The sequence below is a fragment of the Microbacterium sp. BWR-S6Y genome, assembly GCF_041379845.1.
In the GTDB taxonomy this organism is placed as follows: Bacteria; Actinomycetota; Actinomycetes; order Actinomycetales; family Microbacteriaceae; genus Microbacterium; species Microbacterium hydrothermale.
Genome location: NZ_JBFECV010000004.1, coordinates 214,219 through 232,687, shown reverse-complemented (window position 1 = coordinate 232,687; position 18,469 = coordinate 214,219). Strand labels below are relative to the sequence as shown.

Annotated in this window: 15 protein-coding genes; 10 read left to right on the top strand and 5 right to left on the bottom strand. The window is 64.1% G+C overall.

Translation table 11 applies throughout. The annotated features are described in order from the left end of the window. Positions 1 to 36: 36 nt before the first annotated feature. From AB1K56_RS10450 to AB1K56_RS10435, 4 genes are all read right to left on the bottom strand, one after another. Positions 37 to 624 carry a hypothetical protein gene (locus AB1K56_RS10450; protein ID WP_371205597.1) on the bottom strand — a complete coding sequence of 196 codons (588 nt, stop codon included), beginning with the start codon at positions 622 to 624 and terminating at the stop codon, positions 37 to 39. A gap of 144 nt (positions 625 to 768) precedes the next feature. After that, positions 769 to 1,593, bottom strand: coding sequence for a helix-turn-helix domain-containing protein (locus AB1K56_RS10445; protein WP_371205596.1), 825 nt, complete (start codon positions 1,591 to 1,593; stop codon positions 769 to 771). Between the two features lie 316 nt (positions 1,594 to 1,909). Continuing rightward, a complete protein-coding gene (locus AB1K56_RS10440; RefSeq protein WP_371205595.1) occupies positions 1,910 to 3,790 on the bottom strand; it encodes a DUF4012 domain-containing protein in 1,881 nt (626 codons plus the stop codon). Next, complete coding sequence (locus tag AB1K56_RS10435) at positions 3,787 to 5,145, bottom strand: hypothetical protein (RefSeq protein ID WP_371205594.1); 1,359 nt, start codon at positions 5,143 to 5,145, stop codon at positions 3,787 to 3,789. The genes AB1K56_RS10440 and AB1K56_RS10435 overlap by 4 nt, the downstream gene beginning before the upstream one ends. Before the next feature lie 161 nt (positions 5,146 to 5,306). Here AB1K56_RS10435 and AB1K56_RS10430 point away from each other — a divergent pair, with 161 nt between their 5' ends. The 10 genes from AB1K56_RS10430 (at position 5,307) to AB1K56_RS10385 (ending at position 17,019) form a co-directional block, all read left to right on the top strand. After that, a complete protein-coding gene (locus tag AB1K56_RS10430) occupies positions 5,307 to 6,731 on the top strand; it encodes a polysaccharide biosynthesis tyrosine autokinase (protein ID WP_371205593.1) in 1,425 nt (474 codons plus the stop codon). Next, positions 6,728 to 7,333, top strand: coding sequence for a low molecular weight phosphatase family protein (locus AB1K56_RS10425; protein WP_371205592.1), 606 nt, complete (start codon positions 6,728 to 6,730; stop codon positions 7,331 to 7,333). The genes AB1K56_RS10430 and AB1K56_RS10425 overlap by 4 nt, the downstream gene beginning before the upstream one ends. A 283-nt stretch (positions 7,334 to 7,616) precedes the next feature. Continuing rightward, the gene (locus AB1K56_RS10420; protein ID WP_371205591.1) at positions 7,617 to 9,071 is read left to right on the top strand and encodes a glycosyl hydrolase family 28-related protein; all 1,455 of its coding nucleotides are present in this window, start codon (positions 7,617 to 7,619) and stop codon (positions 9,069 to 9,071) included. Positions 9,072 to 9,228: 157 nt separating this feature from the next. Further along, positions 9,229 to 10,530, top strand: a complete 1,302-nt coding sequence (locus tag AB1K56_RS10415; protein ID WP_371205590.1) for an O-antigen ligase family protein — start codon at positions 9,229 to 9,231, stop codon at positions 10,528 to 10,530. A 78-nt stretch (positions 10,531 to 10,608) separates the two neighbouring features. Continuing rightward, positions 10,609 to 11,823 carry a glycosyltransferase gene (locus AB1K56_RS10410; protein WP_371205589.1) on the top strand — a complete coding sequence of 405 codons (1,215 nt, stop codon included), beginning with the start codon at positions 10,609 to 10,611 and terminating at the stop codon, positions 11,821 to 11,823. Then, the gene (locus AB1K56_RS10405; RefSeq protein ID WP_371205588.1) at positions 11,820 to 12,587 is read left to right on the top strand and encodes a WecB/TagA/CpsF family glycosyltransferase; all 768 of its coding nucleotides are present in this window, start codon (positions 11,820 to 11,822) and stop codon (positions 12,585 to 12,587) included. The genes AB1K56_RS10410 and AB1K56_RS10405 overlap by 4 nt, the downstream gene beginning before the upstream one ends. Before the next feature lie 57 nt (positions 12,588 to 12,644). Then, positions 12,645 to 14,114 carry a lipopolysaccharide biosynthesis protein gene (locus AB1K56_RS10400; RefSeq protein ID WP_371205587.1) on the top strand — a complete coding sequence of 490 codons (1,470 nt, stop codon included), beginning with the start codon at positions 12,645 to 12,647 and terminating at the stop codon, positions 14,112 to 14,114. Positions 14,115 to 14,153: 39 nt separating this feature from the next. Then, entirely contained in the window at positions 14,154 to 15,212 is a 1,059-nt protein-coding gene (locus AB1K56_RS10395) for a hypothetical protein (protein ID WP_371205586.1), read from the top strand. Positions 15,213 to 15,262: 50 nt separating this feature from the next. Beyond that, complete coding sequence (locus AB1K56_RS10390; protein WP_371205585.1) at positions 15,263 to 16,141, top strand: glycosyltransferase family 2 protein; 879 nt, start codon at positions 15,263 to 15,265, stop codon at positions 16,139 to 16,141. After that, the gene (locus AB1K56_RS10385) at positions 16,141 to 17,019 is read left to right on the top strand and encodes a glycosyltransferase family 2 protein (protein WP_371205584.1); all 879 of its coding nucleotides are present in this window, start codon (positions 16,141 to 16,143) and stop codon (positions 17,017 to 17,019) included. Before AB1K56_RS10390 ends, AB1K56_RS10385 begins: the two co-directional genes overlap by 1 nt. Before the next feature lie 19 nt (positions 17,020 to 17,038). On the opposite strand, the gene AB1K56_RS10380 is transcribed toward AB1K56_RS10385, so the two are convergent. Beyond that, complete coding sequence (locus AB1K56_RS10380) at positions 17,039 to 18,460, bottom strand: phytoene desaturase family protein (RefSeq protein ID WP_371205583.1); 1,422 nt, start codon at positions 18,458 to 18,460, stop codon at positions 17,039 to 17,041. Positions 18,461 to 18,469 lie beyond the last annotated feature (9 nt).

Below are 18,469 nucleotides of genomic sequence, written 5' to 3'. Positions count from 1 at the left end.
GCGCGGTGTGCGCGGCGCCCTTCGGAGTGTCGCGGATCAGATGGTGACGCCGCTGTCGATCGTCTCGAAGTTGACCGCAGAGGCCTCGACGACGGCGCGCGTCGGGGGCAGCGTGTTGCCCGAGGTCGGGCGCAGGATCACGTAGGGAGCCGGAACCCGGTTCGCGGCGCCGTTGAGCAGCTGTCCGGAGTACGAGAACGTGATGCTGCCGGAGGTGCCGGACGCGACGGTGCCACCGGACTGGGTCCAACCGCGGAGGTTCTGGAGGATCGGGGTGTAGTCGCCCGTTCCCGACCACTTCACCGTGATCGTGGGTGCCGACGCGTAGTACGAGCCGGCCGGGTACTCGTCGCCGTTGCCGTCGTAGATGAAGAAGCCGAAGCCCGAGGTGGACTGGTTGATGCGGATCTCGTTCGGGTTGCCACCACGGTAGGTGGAGATCGACGTGCCGCCGTCGAGGGTGCTCGCCGACCCGGAGGGCACGGGCTGCGGGCCGGTGGTGCTGGCGGAAGCCAGCGGCGCGGCGACGGCCACGGCGATGACGGGCGCGGCCCACGCGGCGGTCTTGATGACGGCGCGACGGCTGACGGAGCCGGTGACGGTCTCGGAGTTCTCGGTGCTCATGTGTGCCCCCCAGGGGTTCGATCGGATGTCTCGTCCGGCATCGGGTGAAGGACGAGGCGACAACACGGCGATGATCCCGACGCAGTGAGGTGAGCACGCGGGTGAAGCGATGAAGACGGCGCGTCAGGTATGAGAGATGGCGCGTCAGGCGCGAACGGCGCGGAGGTGGCGCGCCGCGCGCACCCGCGTCGGGGAGGGATGCCCTTCGGCGGCGAACGCGCGGGCGAGAGACGAGCCGTTCGCGAGGCCGCACGCGTGGGCCACTCGTTCGATCGAGAGCGAGGAGTAGGCAGGATCGCGCAGCAGAGCCATCGCGTGCCGCACCCGGGCATTCCGGATGCTGCGGTCCATCGTCGTGCCGCGCGCAGAGAACTGCCGTTGCAGGGTGCGCAGCGACGTGTTCAGTTCCGCGGCGACGGAAGCCGCCGTCAGATCGGGATCGCCCACGCGCGCCGTGATCACCGAGAGAGCCGCCGCGTGCAGATCGGCTGCGGGCTTGTCGTGTCGAGCTCGCAGCGACGCGACCACGACACCGACGACCATCTCCTGCAGCAGTCGCTCCATGAAGTACAGCGAGAGCCCGGTCTGGCGGTCCCTCGTGGTCACGCAGGTCCACGCGAACGTGAGGAAGGGCCAGAACAGGGCGGAGTGCGTGTCGATCGCCTGCAAGAAGGGCGCCTCCAGCCCGACACCGTTCAGAACCTGGGCGGGGAAGGTCAGCACGAGGTGGCACTTCGCCGGAGGAACGGTGTCAGCGGCGGCATCCGAGGTAAGGACGGCGACGCAGGGGCCCTTCTCGGTGATCACTCCCCGGATGGAGGGTGGCCGATCGAGAGCGACGACCAGTGTCACCTCGTCGGGGGCGGCGCGCAGCGGGGCGGTCGTGGGATGAGCGCTGAGGAGGGCGCGGATGCGAACGCTGCCGAAGTCGGCCTGCGTCGGTGGGACGTCGGAGAGCACGGTGGCCATTGCCCACACCCCCCCCGACACGGCGACGACGAGCCGTCGCGGGATGCGGGCTCGGCACGTCGGAACGCAACCGACGCTGCTCACATCGAATCGCGGCGAACGCAAACCCACCTCGGCGTCACGTCAAGGCCTTGTCAAGATTGCGCAAAGATATCCAAAATGCGCGCACCCGTACGCAGTCACCGTGACAGATTGCGCCGCCCCGGTACCGGGGTCTCGGCGTCGTCTCACGCCGCGCCCTGACGGCCCACGCCCCTCGACACACAGTGCAGAGGGAGCGCCTGGAAGCCGGATGCCGGCGGCGTTCGACCTGCCGTCAGCTCGCGAAACCGGCGAGGAACGGGTCGCAGGAAGCGTCGACGGTGACCGGGGTGTCGCTCGCCGTCGGCGTGTGACGCAGGTCGAGCGGTCCGAGCGGACCACCGGGCAGCTGCACGGTGTAGGAGACGGTGCGCGTCTCGTTCTGGCCGAGCGTGACCATGCGGCTCTCACCGGTGTTGCCGTTCTCATTGCCGCTGCGCGACAGCGACGGGATGTCGCCCTGCCCGGGATCCATCGCCGTGATCGTCGCGCCCGGGGGCGCGAAGAAGAGCGTGTCGAGCATCATCGTGCGCGACGGCAGACCGTACGAGCTGTTGCGGAAGCCCAGCGTGTAGGCGTTGGTGATGTCATCCGTGATGCCGTTGCGCATGTTCATGCTGACGTTGACGGTGCGATCCGCCGCGTTGCACGAAGCGAAGACCTCGGTCGAGAGGTGGTACTCCAGCTTGCCGACGGAGAAGTCGTTGAGGTAGATGCCCAGCTGCGTCGACGCGGCGTTGTCGCCGCGCAGCCCGCCGTCGAGGCCCACCTCGGTCACGAGAGCCTGGGCCTGCTCGTCGGTGAACCAGAGGTTGATGCGCTGCTCCTGCGCGCTGCGGGTGAGCTGATCGAACATCGCGATCGGGTTCCACTGCCCCGCGGCGAGGCGAGAGAACACGGTCGACGAGACGGACGCGAAGAACTCGTCGGACGATCGACCGTTGTCACCGGCGTCGCCGTATCGCTGGTACGCGTCGCTGAGCACGAGCTTCACGGCGTTCTCCGCGGTGATCTGCTCACCGGTCGGCAGATCGACGGGCCCGAGCACCTCGAGCATGTGCGCGAGCACGACCGGGTCGATCGAGATGACCCCGTCGAACTGCGACCCGTCGGTGCGCTTCCAGAGCGATTCGAACAGGCGCGCCGTGGTCGGGAAGTCGGGTGAGAACGTGAAGTCCTGCGAGTACCGCGTGAAGGTGTCGGGGTAGAGCGCGAGAGTGCTCTCGGGCAGGTCGAGCGCCGACCGGCCGGCCTGACCCGCGGCGTAGAACGCCATCGAGTCGGACTGTTCCTTGAGCTCGATGCGTCCGTTGTCGACGACCATGACGCTCGACGCAGCGGGGTTTCCTCCGGTGGCGCGGATCTCGGCGTTGTTCTGGAAGAGCACCAGATACGTCTTCGGTCCGTCCGCACCCGCGGCTGCCAGCAGGGACGGCAGATACTTCTGCACCAGCGTGAGGGAAGGGGCGGCCTGATCGACGATCTGCGCGACCTGGTCGAGCGGCTCGGTGACGATCGGCAGCAGGTTCGTGCGGTCGATGCCGTCGGTGACCACCTTGGCATCCGTGAATGCGGCAGTGATCTCGGGCAGCGCGCCCTCGGCCGCGCGGAACGGCTCGAGATTGATGCCTCCGCCTTCCACCGCGAGCGACGAGAGGTCCGAGGCCGACAGCAGCGCGACCGTCGGCGGGAGCGCCCGCCCGGTCAGCTCGCGGGTCATGGCGGTGAGGCTCTGCACCGCCTCGGTGTTGTCTTTGACGAGGGGCAGCGAGGATGCCAGGTCCCACAGCGGTCCGGACGAATTGGCATCCGCGCGATTCGTCTGCTCGAGCACCTCGCCCGAGACCTGGTTCAGACCCGCGATGTCGCGATTGGCGACGATCTGCGGAACGAAGGAGAGCTTCGCCTGCGCCCCGAGGAGATCAGTGCGTACGACACCCGCCTGGTGGGCGAACGCCAGCGCGATGGCGGCCGCGCCGAAGACGGCGAAGCCGAGGGCGCCCAGGGTCCAGCCGGTGATGGCGGCGGCGAGCTTGGTGCGCGGGGAGGGCGCGGGGGCTGCGTCGGTGGTGGAGCGACGGGAGCGGTCGCGACGCGAACTCGAATCCGCGGTCACGAGCTGGCCCCCGTTCCGTCACCGGTGGCCGGGGGGTCGACGATGATCGGCGGCAGGCTGGGCTCGGTCGTCGGCGGATCCGTCGGGGTGTCGGTGGGCGGATCGGTGGGTTCGGTCGGGGGCGTGGACTCCGAGGGCGACGGAGAGGGTGCGGGCGACGGGTTCGTCGACCCGCCTCCCGTGTTCGATCCCCCTGAGCCGGGATTGCGGCTCGGCTGCTGGGTGGGCGTCCGCTCGCGTTCGGCCGCCTCAAGCGCCAGGACGCGCTGGTTCTCGGTGCGCAGCGCGTCTACGGCCGCGGCGTAGACGGGCATCTCCGCGAGGCCGTCTCCACCGGCCTGCTGGGCCGCCGTCACGCGTCCCGCCGCGTCGGTGACCGCCGCGCGGAAGCTCTGCGCCGCGGAGTCGTTCTCGACGACCAGCTTGTCGGCCTCTGTCTTGATCGCGGAACCCAGCGCCGTGAGCTGCGACTTGAAAGCCGACACCGCCGCGGTGATCTGCGACCGGGCGTCGCGTGCGTCGGTGATCAGGGTGGGAAGAGATTCCCGGGCGAGACGAACGCCGTCGATCGCCTTGCCGACGTCGGCGAGCGACTTCTCGTCGATCGACGCACGCTGGTATTCGGGGATGGAGACGGGCGCCGCCGTGGCGGACGCCTGCAACAGCGTGCCCCGGGCCGACTCGGCCGCACCCAGGGCTGCCCCGTCGACGCGGCCCTGCAGGGCGACGAAGACGGACTCGCTCGCCTGGGCCAGCGACGCAGCCTCCGTCACCGAGGCGTCGTAGAGGTCGGCGGCCGTCTGAAGCACCTTCGTGTCGTTCGCGAGCTCGGCCTCGCGTTCGCGCAGGCTGATCATTGCGTCGTCCGCGGGGTTCGCCGTCGCACGCTGTACGACCGCGAAGGATGCCGTGCCGACGATGGCGAGCACGGCGACCACGGCAGCGGCCACGCTCAGATAGTTGACGGCGCCGGCCTTACGTCGTCCCCCGAACAGAGGCCTCTTGCCGACCTGCGCCAGTTCGGGCGCCTGCCACCCGGCGTCTTCGGCGGACTTTCCGCCGGCGCCGACCAGCGCCGAGAGTGCCGCACGGGAATCAGGAGACGACGCGGGACGGGCGCCGCCGACGAGGTCGACGAGATCCTGCGTGCGGTCGGGCGCCGTCGATTGTTGGCCGCTTCCCACCAATGCTTTCAGCGAGGCGGAATCCGACCGTTGAGCAGCGCCCGACTCGTTGACGGAGGGGGCACCCACCAGGGCGGCCAAGGCATCGCGATCTGAGCCGGATTTTGCCTCGGCCCGAACGGCCCGACTCTGATCGGGCGAGGGACCGACGAGCTTTCCGAGGTCGTTCATGGCGTCTCCCCGGCGCATCTCCGGCGCCGTTCTGCGAATGTCGTAGGGTAGTCGAGGGGGCGCCGAGTACGGCGCGGATTGTCTCGGGCAACAATAGCCGGAGAAATCTCGCGAAACTGCCGGGCACCCACTCACCGAGACGACAGGCGAATGGACGAGGCTTGGAACTGCGCGACTATCTCCGGATCCTGCATCGCAATTGGATCCTCATCCTGGCGCTGACGATTCTCGGCGGCGCTGGCGCGTACGGGTACTCGCTGCTCCAGACGCCGACGTACGAGGCGAGCACCCAGTTGTACGTATCCGTGCGATCGGAGAGCTCCGGCGTCAGCGAACTTGCGCAAGGGACAAACTTCGCACGTCAGGCCGTAGTCAGTTTTGTTGATGTGGTCGACAGCGCTCTGGTCCTGGATCGCGTGATCGATGATCTCAACCTGGACGAATCCGCGCAGCAGCTCGCAAAGTCCATCGACGCTTCCTCTCCGACGAACTCGGTGATCATCTCGATCAAGGCGTCGAATGCGAATGCGGAGTTGGCCGCGTCGATCGCGAACTCAGTGGGCACCAATTTCGCGAACGTGGTCGTGAACCAACTGGAGAAGCCTGACGGAAGCGCAGCAAGCCTGGTGAAAGTCGAGACGATTGAGCCAGCGCTCGTTCCCACGTCTCCGGCCGCTCCCCACACCCCGATCAATATCGCCCTCGGAATTATCGTCGGCCTCGGTTTGGGCCTCGCGTTTGCCGTCCTGCGCTCGATTCTCGACACTCGCATCCACTCACTTCACGACATCGAGGCCGCGACCGAATCCCCCGTGCTGGGCGGAATCGCTCTTGACCCAGACGCGAAGAAGCGTCCCCTCATCGTCCACGCGGACCCGCGAAACCCCCGTGCAGAATCGTTCAGGAGCCTGCGGACCAACCTCCAGTTCATCGATGTCGATGGCGCGTCGCGCTCCTTCGTCGTGTCGAGCGCTGGCCCCGGCGAGGGCAAGTCGACGACAACTGCCAATCTTGCGATCGCGCTTGCAGAGACCGGTGCCCGCGTCGCCCTTGTAGACGGCGATCTTCGACTGCCGCGTGTCGCCGACTACATGGGAATCGAAGGCGGGGTTGGACTCACCGATGTCCTGATCGGTCGTGCAGAGCTGGTCGACGTACTGCAGCAATGGGGAACCGGCAGGCTCTTCGTCCTGCCGTCCGGCCGGACGCCCCCAAACCCGTCGGAACTGCTCGGCAGCCAGGCGATGCAGCGCACCCTGTCGGAGCTGTCTGAGGCGTTCGACTATGTTCTCGTCGACGCTCCTCCGCTTCTCCTTGTCACTGATGCCGCTGTTGTCTCACGGTTCACCAGTGGTGTGCTCATGGTCGCCGCGTCGGGAACAACGAAGAAGCCGCAGCTCACCGCTGCGGTCGAAAAGTTGAATGCCATCGGCAGCCGGCTCTTCGGCGTGATCGTGACCATGCTGCCGGCGAAGGGCCCGGACAGCTACGGCTACGGCGCGTACTCCTACAGCGCGCAGGAGGAAACAATCTCCGCTGGCGAGGGTCAGCGCCGCGCTCGTCGACAGAAGCCGGAAAGCCAGTGACCTTCTCCGTGCTTTCCGTATGCACGGGAAACATCTGTCGATCGCCGGTAGCGGAACTCATCATCGCGGATGCGCTGCGATCTTTCCCGGACGTCGAGGTATCGAGCGCTGGAACGGGTGCGTTGGTAGGCAGCGGAGTTCCCGAGCAGGCACAACGTCTCGCCGCGGCAACAGGTATCGATGCATCCGGGCACGTCGCACGTCAATTCGATATCGCCATGCTCCGCGGCGCCGACCTCATCGTCACAATGGCCCGCGAACATCGACGCATCATCGTCGAGTCATTCCCAGGCGCCATGCGACGGTCGTTCACGCTCCGTGAGCTCGCTCGCATTGCTGATCATGCGGAGCCCGCCCTCCCGGACGCGATTCGTCAGTCGAGTGCTGCGACGGAGGTTGACGGGATGCGAGCGGCCGTCGCCCTCGCTTCGGCGCTGCGCGGCACCGTTCCTCCGCCGGAAAGCGCGGATGAGTTCGATGTTGTCGACCCCTACCGCCGGTCCGATGAGACATATCGCCGTTCTTTTGAGGAGTTGGCCCCTGCTGCCGAGCGAGTCGCGCTGTTCCTGCGTGCGGCCGCGAGGATCGCCATCGCGCCCTGAACCTGCAACGGATGCCCGATCGCACCCTCCTCGCTACGGCTGGCGTCAATGCTGTGAGGCTTGTTTCACACCTGTATTCAGCGCCTTTGAATTGCCGCATAACGGACTGCTTTTTTCCGCTTCCCCACACGCGTCTGGATAGTGTCCGATCGTGAGTAGAGAACCGCTGTCACCGAGCCGCCGGGACTTGATCCTCATGACGGGGGTCGCAGCTGCGGGTGCCGTCGCCGCTACGCGCGGGTCTTGGGCCCCGGAAGAACCCCCACCAAGCGACGCTTACGTGATGGTCAATGTTCGCGACCACGGTGCGCGCGGCGACGGCGCTGCCGACGACTCCGCGGCCGTTCGACGGGCGCTCGAAGTAGCACAAATCCGCGGACAGCCCGCCACCATTTACTTCCCCCGCGGGGCCTACCTGCTGGCGGCAGGAACCTTGACGGTACCCGCCGGTCACCCGATGACGATCCGAGGTGATGGGCCTCGCGCTTCTCAGATCTCTCTTCGTCATTCCGAAACGAGCGCGGATCCGCTGGTCTCGTTGAACGCCACGTTCGCCGCTGTGGAAAATCTGCAGCTCGACGGCGGCGGCGCGACAAGAGAGAACGACCTTCTGGTCCTGAATGCTGGCTACAACCGTGTGAGTAACTGCAATCTGAACCGGGCCCCGCGTACCGGCATCGCCGTGGGCAGGGACAGCCGATCTCTTGCGCACATGTTGGAGAACCTCATCGTCCGCGATTGCGGCGCATACGGCATTCGCGTACACGGCTCGGCGAAGAACGAAGACTCGGGATCCACGGATGGGCTCTGGTCCAACATCGATGTGGGTCGTTCGGGTCTATCGGGCGTCTTTCTCGAGTCGTCTTCGCAGAACATGTCCAACGTGCACGTCTGGCAGTCGGGCGTGCGAGGCGGCGATAACAACGATCAGCACGGCTTCCGAATCACGTCTCGAACCCATATTTTCAGCGGTTGCCAGGCAGAGAAGAACCTCGGTGACGGGTTCTGTTTTGAAGCAGGCGGCGGCGACGGGAGCATCGTGACTGGGTGCCGTATATGGGAGAACGGCGGATCGGGTCTCACGGGAGAGCGCACCCGTCATCTGACATTGGCTGGATCGACATTCACGCGCAATGGCCGGACCAACGTAGGCGGCTCGGCCTCAGCTGACGCGGTCTCCGCGGCCGCAATACGCAACGACGGAGGCGACGCTTGGACGATCATGGGCTGCAGCGCTTGGGACGACGCCGTGGAGTTGTCCGCCCTGTGGGTTCCGGAAAACTCCGAGACGCCTGAACTCCCGAGCCGTGGCGCGACCATGAGCCAGACGTTCGCCTATGTGGAGACAGGGGACACGGGCCGGTCAGTCATCACGGGTGGGGTCTTCCGAGCGGAGGAGCAGCTCAGCGGGATCTCGATAAGGACTGAGTCGGCACTGCTTCGAGTCTCTGCCACTGACCTGGGAGAGGACGATATACCCACCGTGACAGCGGCGAGCACCATCACCTTGCCTCCATGGGCCGACGTCGTGCGCGTGAAGGGGTCGCAGGCTGTGTCGAAGATAGCGCCCGGTCGTCCGGGCCGTATTGTCAGTCTCGTCTTCGACAACGGAACGACAGGGGGAATGTCCGAGGGCACGGACCTTCAAATGAATGGGGCATTCAAGCCGGGCGCCGGTGGAAGTATCAATCTCGTCTCCCTCGGGACGAAGTGGCTGGAAATCGCTCGTTCGTCGTGAGCGCAGGCTCTGGTCGGTAGGGATCCGGCAAAGTGCTCGGACCGCCTCGGGGTAGTATCTGCCCGTGGGGACATCGAGCGAGTCGAGAAGCTATAGACGCGCAGCCGCGACAAAAGCTGGGGACGCGTCACAAGACGTCATCGCGCTGGCTCAGCCCATGACTACCGGCCGACAACTGCGCGTCGCCTTCTACACGGTCTATGTCGCCTTGTTGATGATGGCTCCCACCCTCGTTTCGGCGCCGGCCCGCTACCTCGGCGCGCCTTCCGACACTGCGCTCTACTGGACCTGGTTGGCGCTGAATGCTTTCGCCGTGCTGTTGGTGCTCGCCGCCGCCCGGGAACGACCGGGGGCATTGTTCACTGTCGTGCTTTTCAGCGTCTACATCTTGGCCTCAGCGACATGGTCAGTCGCGCCGCAGACGTCCCTCCAGTACGGCTCCACGTTGGTGGGCGTGCTGTGCGTCGCCTACCTCATGTCGATTGACCTGAACATGCGGGGCGTTCTCGTGCTCCTCGCTCGCGTAACGGTCGCACTTTCGCTCATTGGCCTTGCGCTCTATGTTTTCCGTGCTGACATCGCTATCTACGTCGACGCCGCAAACCGAGCGAATCTCGTCGGAACGGCCCCGTTCAAGGGCCTCTTCCCCCATAAGATCGTGGCAGGGTTCTACGCGGCGACCGGGGTTGTGGCGATCCTCGCAACTTCGCGGCCCGGGCTGGGTCGCGTGGTGTCGATCATCACCCTCCTCGCCGTCATCGTGCTCTCAAGTTCTTCCACGGCTCTGGTTCTCCTCCCATTCGCCGTCGCCATCTACTTGTTGACGCGCCGCGCGCTCGACCGCGGTATGCGCGCCCGCGCGTGGATCGCTTCGCTCGTCCTAACCGCGATCGCCGGTGGGCTCCTTATCGCATGGACATGGTCCGATGTTCTCGGCCTTCTCTCCCGGGACGCGACCTTGACAGGTCGCACCGTGCTTTGGGACTGGGGGTTGCGGACGTGGGCGGAGAAGCCCATCTTCGGTTGGGGTTACGGCGCATATTTCGAGACGCCTGACGCTGCCGCTGTGGCTTACTCAATTCCCGAGTTCAGGAGCTGGGACGTACCCCACTTCCATCAGACCTACATCCAGACTGCGGTCGACTTCGGAGTCGTCGGCCTCATTGCTCTTGTGGTCATCATCGGCAAGGTTCTCGTGCGCTCCTACAGGCAGGGTGCGTCTCTAGGTAGCTCCGTGGCCTCCGGGACATTCGCGATTGCGCTCACCGCGGCCGCGGCGGGGTTTGTGATGTATCTCGTGCCCTCATACGCGTACACCGAGGTAGTGCCGCTTTTCTTGTTCACTACCCTCTTCTCGACAGGGACGTTAGAGAAGGCACGGCGACGATCGGCGAAAGCGGAACGCCGCTCAGCAACGCGTTCACTGTCTGCCTCGCGCCGCCCTGTATCATTGCACTGACACGTTGAGGCGTCTTTCCGCGTACCCCCAAAGATGCGGGGTGGATGCGGCGCTCATTCTTTCTGAGAGAGAGACATCTTGACTGAGACGACGATCTCGCCCTCAAACCTCGGGAGCCCGAAAGTCACGCCTGTCCTCTACCTGTCGGGTGCGCCCCGGCTTTCGACTAAGCCGACGACGGAGAGTCTCGGTCCTCGGTCTCACATCCTCGGAGTGATCGGAGCGCTAAGGGACAGCGGGTCGAGTGTTCGAACTTTCGTTGTCGGCGATACTGTTCCGCAGTCTTTCCATGCCTCGGGAAGCGAAGCGCGCATGACGGCCTCGATCCTCCGGCTGCTTGCGGCTGACGTAGGGCGCCTCGTCTATCGCGTCCGCTCCAGGGTGAACCTGCGCCGTCACCTCGGAACCACCTCCCCCGCCGCCGCGATGGCCTACGAGCGGTACGCGCTCATGCAGGAGCTGGGCAGCGTTGCGCAGCGAAGAGGCGCGACGTGGGTGCTCGAGGTGAATGCCCTGCTCGCAATCGAGTCCACCTCCGACCGCCGAGCGACCTCGAGCCGACGCGTCGCTACGTTCTTCGAGCGTCGTACTCTCCGTCGCGCTGACCTTATCGTGGCCGTCACCGAGCAATTGAAGACCGCCATCCATGAGATTTATGGAGTGCCGATCGATCGCATTCTGGTGGTGGAGAACGGCGTCGACACCACCCGACATGAGAACGCCTCAGCCCAACAGCAGGAGGTTCCGACAATCGGGTTCCTCGGCACCCTTTACCCTTGGCAGCGTGTGGACCGCCTGCTGCGGGCTGTGTGCGCGAGCGAAACCCCGTGGAGAGTTCGGATCGCGGGAGAAGGCCCCGAGTACGGAACGCTCCGCCGACTGTCTGACGAACTCGGCCTGGGTTCGCGGGTGACATTTCTTGGGCGCGTCCATCCCGATGAGGTGCCTTCGTTCCTCAGGACCGTCGACATCTGTTACGCAGGTCACGGAAGTTCCGAGGGCGTGTACTTCTCCCCGCTCAAGCTCTGGGAGTACCTCGCCGCGGGGCGGCCCGTCCTGGCCTCTCGCCATGACACGACGGAACGACTTTCATCAGAGGGCTATGCCGTCGAGGTTTTCGGCGAGAACGAGGGAGAATTGGAACAGGCATTGCGAACCGCTTCCACGCGCCTCGCTGATCTTCTACGAACCGGAGTTCGCGATCAGGAACGGGTTCGCAGCGCCCATAGCTGGACGGCGAGGATCCAGCCCCTTCTCGACAGGGTCGCCCAGATCAGGCGGTATACGACGTGAAGAGCGTCGCGCTCCCCTGGGGCCTCGGAACGGTCACCCCGCTCGATGTGGAGCAGACCTGCGACTGGATCTTGGATGCCGCCCCGTCCCGTCAGCAACCTCGCATCCTCGCAAACCTCAATCTTCACGCCCTCCACCTGACTCTGGAAGAAGGTCCCGTCAAGCGGCTGACAGCAGTTAGCGATGTGACTCTGATCGACGGTTGGCCGATCCTCCTTCTCGCGAGGTTCACGACAGCGTCTGCCAAATGGCCCACGTCGCGGGAACGCATTGGCAGCACCGATTGGCTTGAAGAGCTGTTCTCGCGTGATCCTGCGCTTCGAGTCGTAGCCGTAGGTGGAACCAGTGAGACGGCGGCGAAGATGTCGAGTCATGTCAACGACAACACACACAACATCCAGTGGCGTCACTTCGATGGGTTCCGGTTTCAGGAAAACGGCAACGCGCACAGCCAACGCACCCTAGACGACGCGCTCGCGAATGCGGATCTCGTTCTCGTCGGATTGGGAATGCCCACGCAGGAGGCGTGGATTCTCGACCATCTCGACGCCATCGGAGATGGCGCGGTCGTCGCCAACGTCGGGGGATGTTTTGACTATTTCGCAGGATCACAGCAGCTCGCTCCACGGTGGATGGGGCGCGTCGGCCTGGAATGGCTGTACCGGCTCGCCCACTCCCCTCGTCGCCTGGCGAAGCGGTATCTTGTCGAACCGTTCCTTCTATTGACGCGTGTGTTCCGCCACAAGTTCCAGTCTCATGAATGAGCAGCAGCCGTCTGCGGCGGCCTCTACCGCAGACGACAACCACGCAGAGGGAGCGCATTGAGTTCGCTAGCCTCCGCCGCTGCACGCGGTGGCGGGATCACAATAATCTCGCAGATCCTCAAAGTCGTCCTCATGTTGGGGTCGACTGTCATTCTTGCCCGACTCTTGAACCCGACCGACTACGGTCTCGTGGCGATGGTTGTGGCGGTCGTGGGCGTCGGTGAAATCTTTCGCGATTTTGGACTTTCGATGGCTGCGCTACAAGCGAAGTCACTCACTCAGGCGCAGCAATCCAATCTTTTTTGGATCAATGCAGCGGTCGGCTCGCTACTGGGCATCGTCTTCTTTATCTCCTCCTACGCGCTAGCCGCCTTTTATGGCCAACCAGAGGTCGCTCTGATAACTCAGGCCCTATCAGTAACGTTCGTCCTCGGCGGGTTGTCCACTCAGTTCAAGGTTCACATCAATCGAGACCTACGGTTCGTCGCTCTTGCCGTGGCCGACCTGCTCCCATACGCACTCGGTATCGGCGGGGCGATTGTGATCGCCGCTATCTTCTCCAACTTCTGGGCTCTCGTAGCGCAACAACTGATCGTCGCGGCCGGAACCCTCCTCTTCTCCGTAGCACTTACGAAGTGGCGGCCGGGCCTCCCGAAAAAAGTGCCCATGGACGGGCTGATCTCTTTCGGTGCGAGCTTCGCCGGGACTCAGATCATCTCCTACCTGACGCGCAACATCGATAGTCTTCTGATCGGCAAGGTATGGGGATCCACTGCGCTCGGCTACTACGACCGGGCATATAACCTCGTTGTCCTTCCGCTCACGCAGATCAACACGCCGATGTCGAGAGTCGCTGTCCCGGTGCTGGCCCGAATCGCCGAGGAGGGAGAGCGGTTCGTCTCGTACCTGCGCCGAGCGCAACTCGTCGCGCTCTATGTGACCTCTTCCATCTTCGCGCTTCTTTTTGCGCTCGGGACCCCGCTTGTCGTCGCCGTGCTGGGGGATCAATGGACGACCGCAGGACCGATCCTCAGCATTCTCGCCGTAAGCGGCATCTTCCGATCACTGGTGCAGGTCGCTTACTGGGTTTACATGTCGCAAGGTCTCGCGGCTGCACAGCTGCGCTTCTACCTCGTAGCGCAACCTCTTCTGGTCGGCGTCATTGCCTGTGGCGTGCCCTTCGGCCCCCTCGGAGTCGCGGGTGCGGTCTCCATCGGGTATGCCCTCTTTTGGGTGGCATCACTGGCCTGGGTACGACGCGTGACTAAACTCCCGCTCGGCGTCCTCTACTCCGACGCGCTTTACGCGCTGGGGCTAGTCGCGCTTCCTATGGCCGGATGCGCATTCGGCACGCGGCTTCTTGTTGAGAGCGCGGGTGGTCCGCCCATTTTGGTCGTGGTTCTTGGAACGGTAGCGGCGGTCATGTGGGCGGCGTTGGCTTTCCTTCTCTTCCCTCGAGTCCGCGCAGACGCGTCCCAGCTCATTGATTTCGGGCGACGCGCAATCGGCGGTCGACGCAATGGCTGACGCCCCGACCCTCCACGCTATTGAGAGACGGACCCTTTGATGAAAAACTCTGACATCTTCGTCGCCGCTCACGGACAGGACGATAACGTCGGCGATCCCGCCCTCCGCAGAGCCATGCTTGACGGGCTCGCACCCGATCGGCGTCGGCATGTGCTCGTGGGTGCCGCATCGCACGCTTACGTCAAGGCGCTCGGACTTCGACCCGACGACCTGACCTACACGAATCGACGCCGTTGGCAGCTCTCCGCATTCCGGCACGCGATCCAGGGACGCGCGGCATTCGTGTCGAACGCCGGCGAGATTCAATTGAATCGACGTCGGCTCAGGATCAATCGCGCCGACAGGCTGCTCGTGGCCCTGATTCGACTCCGCGGTGGCGCGGCCATCACAACAGGGCTCGGCATTCGGAATCCCGCCGGAGAGCCCTCGGCAACGCTGACCTCACTCGCGCGCGCGTGCCAGATCACTACCTGGCGCGATGAGGAGAGCCAGCGATTCGCGAGGGCCGGCGCAGTCCGCCCGGATTGGGCGTTCGCATTGGGCGCGAGTAGCGACCAGATGGCAACTGGAGATCGCGATCTGCTCGTCGTCTCGATGCGTGGAGACACTCCTCCCGTCAGTGCGGAATGGCTTGACGCTGTTGTTTCGATCCGCACCGCTCTTGGACTAGAGCTCGTCACAGTTTCACAGGTAGAAAGAGACGTCCAACGCGGAGGGCAACTGGCCGAATCGCTCAGCGGAGACGTCCACCCCTGGCACGGTGGAGACCATCTTGCAGCGGAAGCCGACTTGAGGAGCGTCTACCGCCGTGCGCGCGTCGTCATCAGCGATCGGCTCCACGTACTGATCTTCGCGGCGACGGAGGGCGCCGTCCCTCTCTACCTTCCCAGCATCGATTCGGCGAAGATCCCGCGCACGATGGCTGTGGTCGGGCTTGCGGAGCACATGGTCAGCCCGAATGACGCTGATCTGGTAGACACCGTGTCTGCTCTCGCCGGCGGCCAGGAGGTTGTGATCGAAAGGGTCGAAGAAGCTCGATCGATTCTCGCTGAGCTCACGGACTCGATGAACTCACTTATCCTGGGCGGCAAGAAATGATGGCCAGCGACCCAACCCGTCGCTTCAAGAAGCCGGGTATACGTTCCGCGATGATCTCCATCGCGACATTTCGGCGACCAAACCTTCTCGAGCAGTTGCTCGACGTGTGCACTGCTCAGATTGCGGAAGTCGATGCGGCAGTGAGGATCGTCGTCGTTGACAACGATCCTCTTGGCTCTGCAAAAGATGTCGTTTCACGTTTCCAGTCGGTGCAGTATGCGATGGAGCCCTCACCCGGTATCGCCGCGGCGCGAAATCGTGGCCTAGACGCGGCGCGGATCGACGACGACGCCATCATCTTCATTGACGACGATGAGGTTCCGGCCGACGCATGGTTACGCACGATGCTGGAGTTCGCAGACACGCACGACGCGGATATCGTCACCGGCCCTGTCGAGCCACTCATGACCGATGCGGTCCCACGATGGATCGTAAGTGGGGGGTTCTGGAGGCGACAGAACAGTCCGTCGGGGAGCGTGCCTGCATCCGTCGCGACAAATAACACACTGCTCCGACTTGCGCCCTGGCGAGAAAGCGGAATCCGGTTCAGCGAAGCGCTTTCGATGAAGGGTGGCAGCGACACAGAGTTCTTCCGGGCGGTGCGAGCTGCCTCTCCCCTGAGGGTGTCCTGGTGTGCCGAAGCAGTTGTACGGGAGCACGTGCTCGCTGAACGAGCAAATGCACGATGGCTGTTCCGCCGCGCTATCCGCATTGGCAACATCAACGCGCGATACCGCAAGCGTCCGCAGGCGCTTCTCGGAGGAATCGCGCGAATCGGCGTCGGATTGCCGTTCATCGCCCTAGACTTCATCGTTCGACGACAGCTCATGGCCCGAAGCTGGAACATGCTCGCGCACGGTGTCGGTATGGTCGGGAATGTGCTTAACGTTGACGTCATCGAGTATCGCCGAAAGAAGAATGGAGTCTGATGTCCGAGCACTCGTTTGCCTGCGTCATTCCGACGCATAACAGGCATGACTTTCTGCGAGAGTCGCTTTCATCCGTGTTGGCGCAGACCCTCACGCCTCAGCAGGTCATCGTGGTCTCCGACGTCGCTGACGAAGCTGCATCGCAGATCTGCGCCGACCTCGCCGAGACTTCAGGTCATCCGAATGTGCTGTTCATACACGACCCCGCGTCGGGGTCCGGCGCCTCCGCCTCTCGAAATCGCGGCGCGGCAGAAGCGAGAACCGACTTCATCGGATTCCTCGACGATGATGACCTGTGGCAACCCACGCTTCTCGAGGCGGTCTCTGACGCGCTAAGTGTCCAGGCGGTTGACCTTGTTGCCATCAATCGGGAGATATTCTCAGAATCCGATTCACATATCGGTCCGCGCATCGTCGAGGGGCTCACCTCGGCAGATGTCGCTGCTGCAAGCCTGGGCACGACCGGAAGCAACATGATCGTCAGTCGCCACGCCTTCGAGGCAATTGGTGGGTTCGATTCAGGACTCCCGGTGAAGAACGATACCGACTTCTTCTTCCGATATCTCCTGGCCGGTTTCAGATACGCGGTCGTTTCAGATCTGCTCGTCCGGCAGCGTAAACACGGTCTTGGGCAGTTGACGAGTAAGAACGAACGGCGGGCGCACGGGACAGAGCTCTACATCGCCAAGCATCGCGAGCATCTGACGCGCCGCGACCTGCGCAAACTCCGCCTGACTATTCATCGAATCCGGCGAGCGTCTGCCACGACCTCTGGGGGCCGGATGATCCACCTTTTAGGCGCCCTCGCAAATTACACGTTGGCCGATTTCATCCGCGAACGGCGCGAGTGGAAGATGTGGCACCAGGCGGACGCTTGACGATCTGCTGCCCTTTCTGTCAGGCCATTCCAAGCGATGGAACGTTCTGATGGAGCCGGTGTAGCGCCAGACGAGCTGCGTGCCAGCCCCCCATTCCGTGAACACCGGCACCAGGCGGGGTCGCCGCAGAAGCCAGATAAACTCCCGGCAGCGGTGTCGTCCATGGGAGATCCGTCATGGTTGGGCGAGTCAAAAACTGGCTTACGTCAATGCGCCCTCCGAGGACGTCCCCACCTCCGAAATTCGGGTTCATCGCAGCAAAGAATGGGGCGGGACGGGCCTCCCGATGAATGACGAGATCGCGGAAGCCCGGGGCAAAGTGCTCGATGCGGCTGGTGATCAGTTCAGACGCGTCAACTGTAGAACCGTTCGGCACGTGGGCGTATGCCCAGATCACCTCGTCCGACGACGATGCCGGCAGGCGAGTGCGGTCCAGACGCGTGGGCTGCGACAGCAGGACGTATGGTTTGTCCGGAACGCGGCCACGACGCGCCTGGTCCTCTGCACGCGAGACATCCCGCTCCAGCTCCCCGATATGGACGGTCCCGGCATCTTTCAATCGCGAATCGCGCCACGGGACGGGTGCGGAAAGAACGAAATCGACCTTCGATGCTGCGTTCCCGTACCTGTATCGCTTCAACCGACGGTCGTATCTCGCGGGCAGAAGAGGACCCGCCATTCGGCTTATCTCACGCGGTCCCACATTGAGGAACGTGACGTCTCCCGGCCTCCAGATCTCCCGCAGATCAGACACACGGTGCTCGGTCCGGACTTCGCCCCCGTGCGCAAGGAGATCTGCGATCAGAGCATCCGCGATGACGCGTGAGCCTCCACGTGGGATCGGCCATCCAGTGGCGTGCGCCTCGGCGGCGAGCACAGCGCCGACGAACCGTGCGGGCAGGGATCTGAAGGGCGAAGCCGCATGCGCTGTCGCTCCTGCAGCCAACGCGCGCGCATCCTGCCGAAGGGCGGAGAATCCACCCACCGCAGCCGCCATGACAGCGGCACTGACCACCGTGGACGGGCGCAACCGCAAGTCCAACCCGCTCAAACGGCGAACACCGTCGATGTTCGCGATGAGCGGCTTCATGACACGCCCCCATCCTGCACCGGATCGCCCCAATTCGTCCATCGTACGTTCCAGATCTCTGTAGGCCACTGCAGACCTCGACGAAATGGCCTGGGCGTAAGAGATCTCAGGCATGAGGAATTCGATACGGCGAGACAGCTCGAAAGACTGGAAGAAGGTTGATGCCAGTGCCATCGGGTGCACCGCGGAGCAGACGTCGAATATTCCGTCGAAGCCATCGAATCGATCGGTCTTGAGACCTCCACCGGCACTCGCATCCGCCTCGTACACGACCACGCGGTGCCCAGCCCGCGCCATCATGACTGCGGCGGCGAGCCCATTGGGACCGCTGCCAACAACGCTGACTCTCACAACAGACTC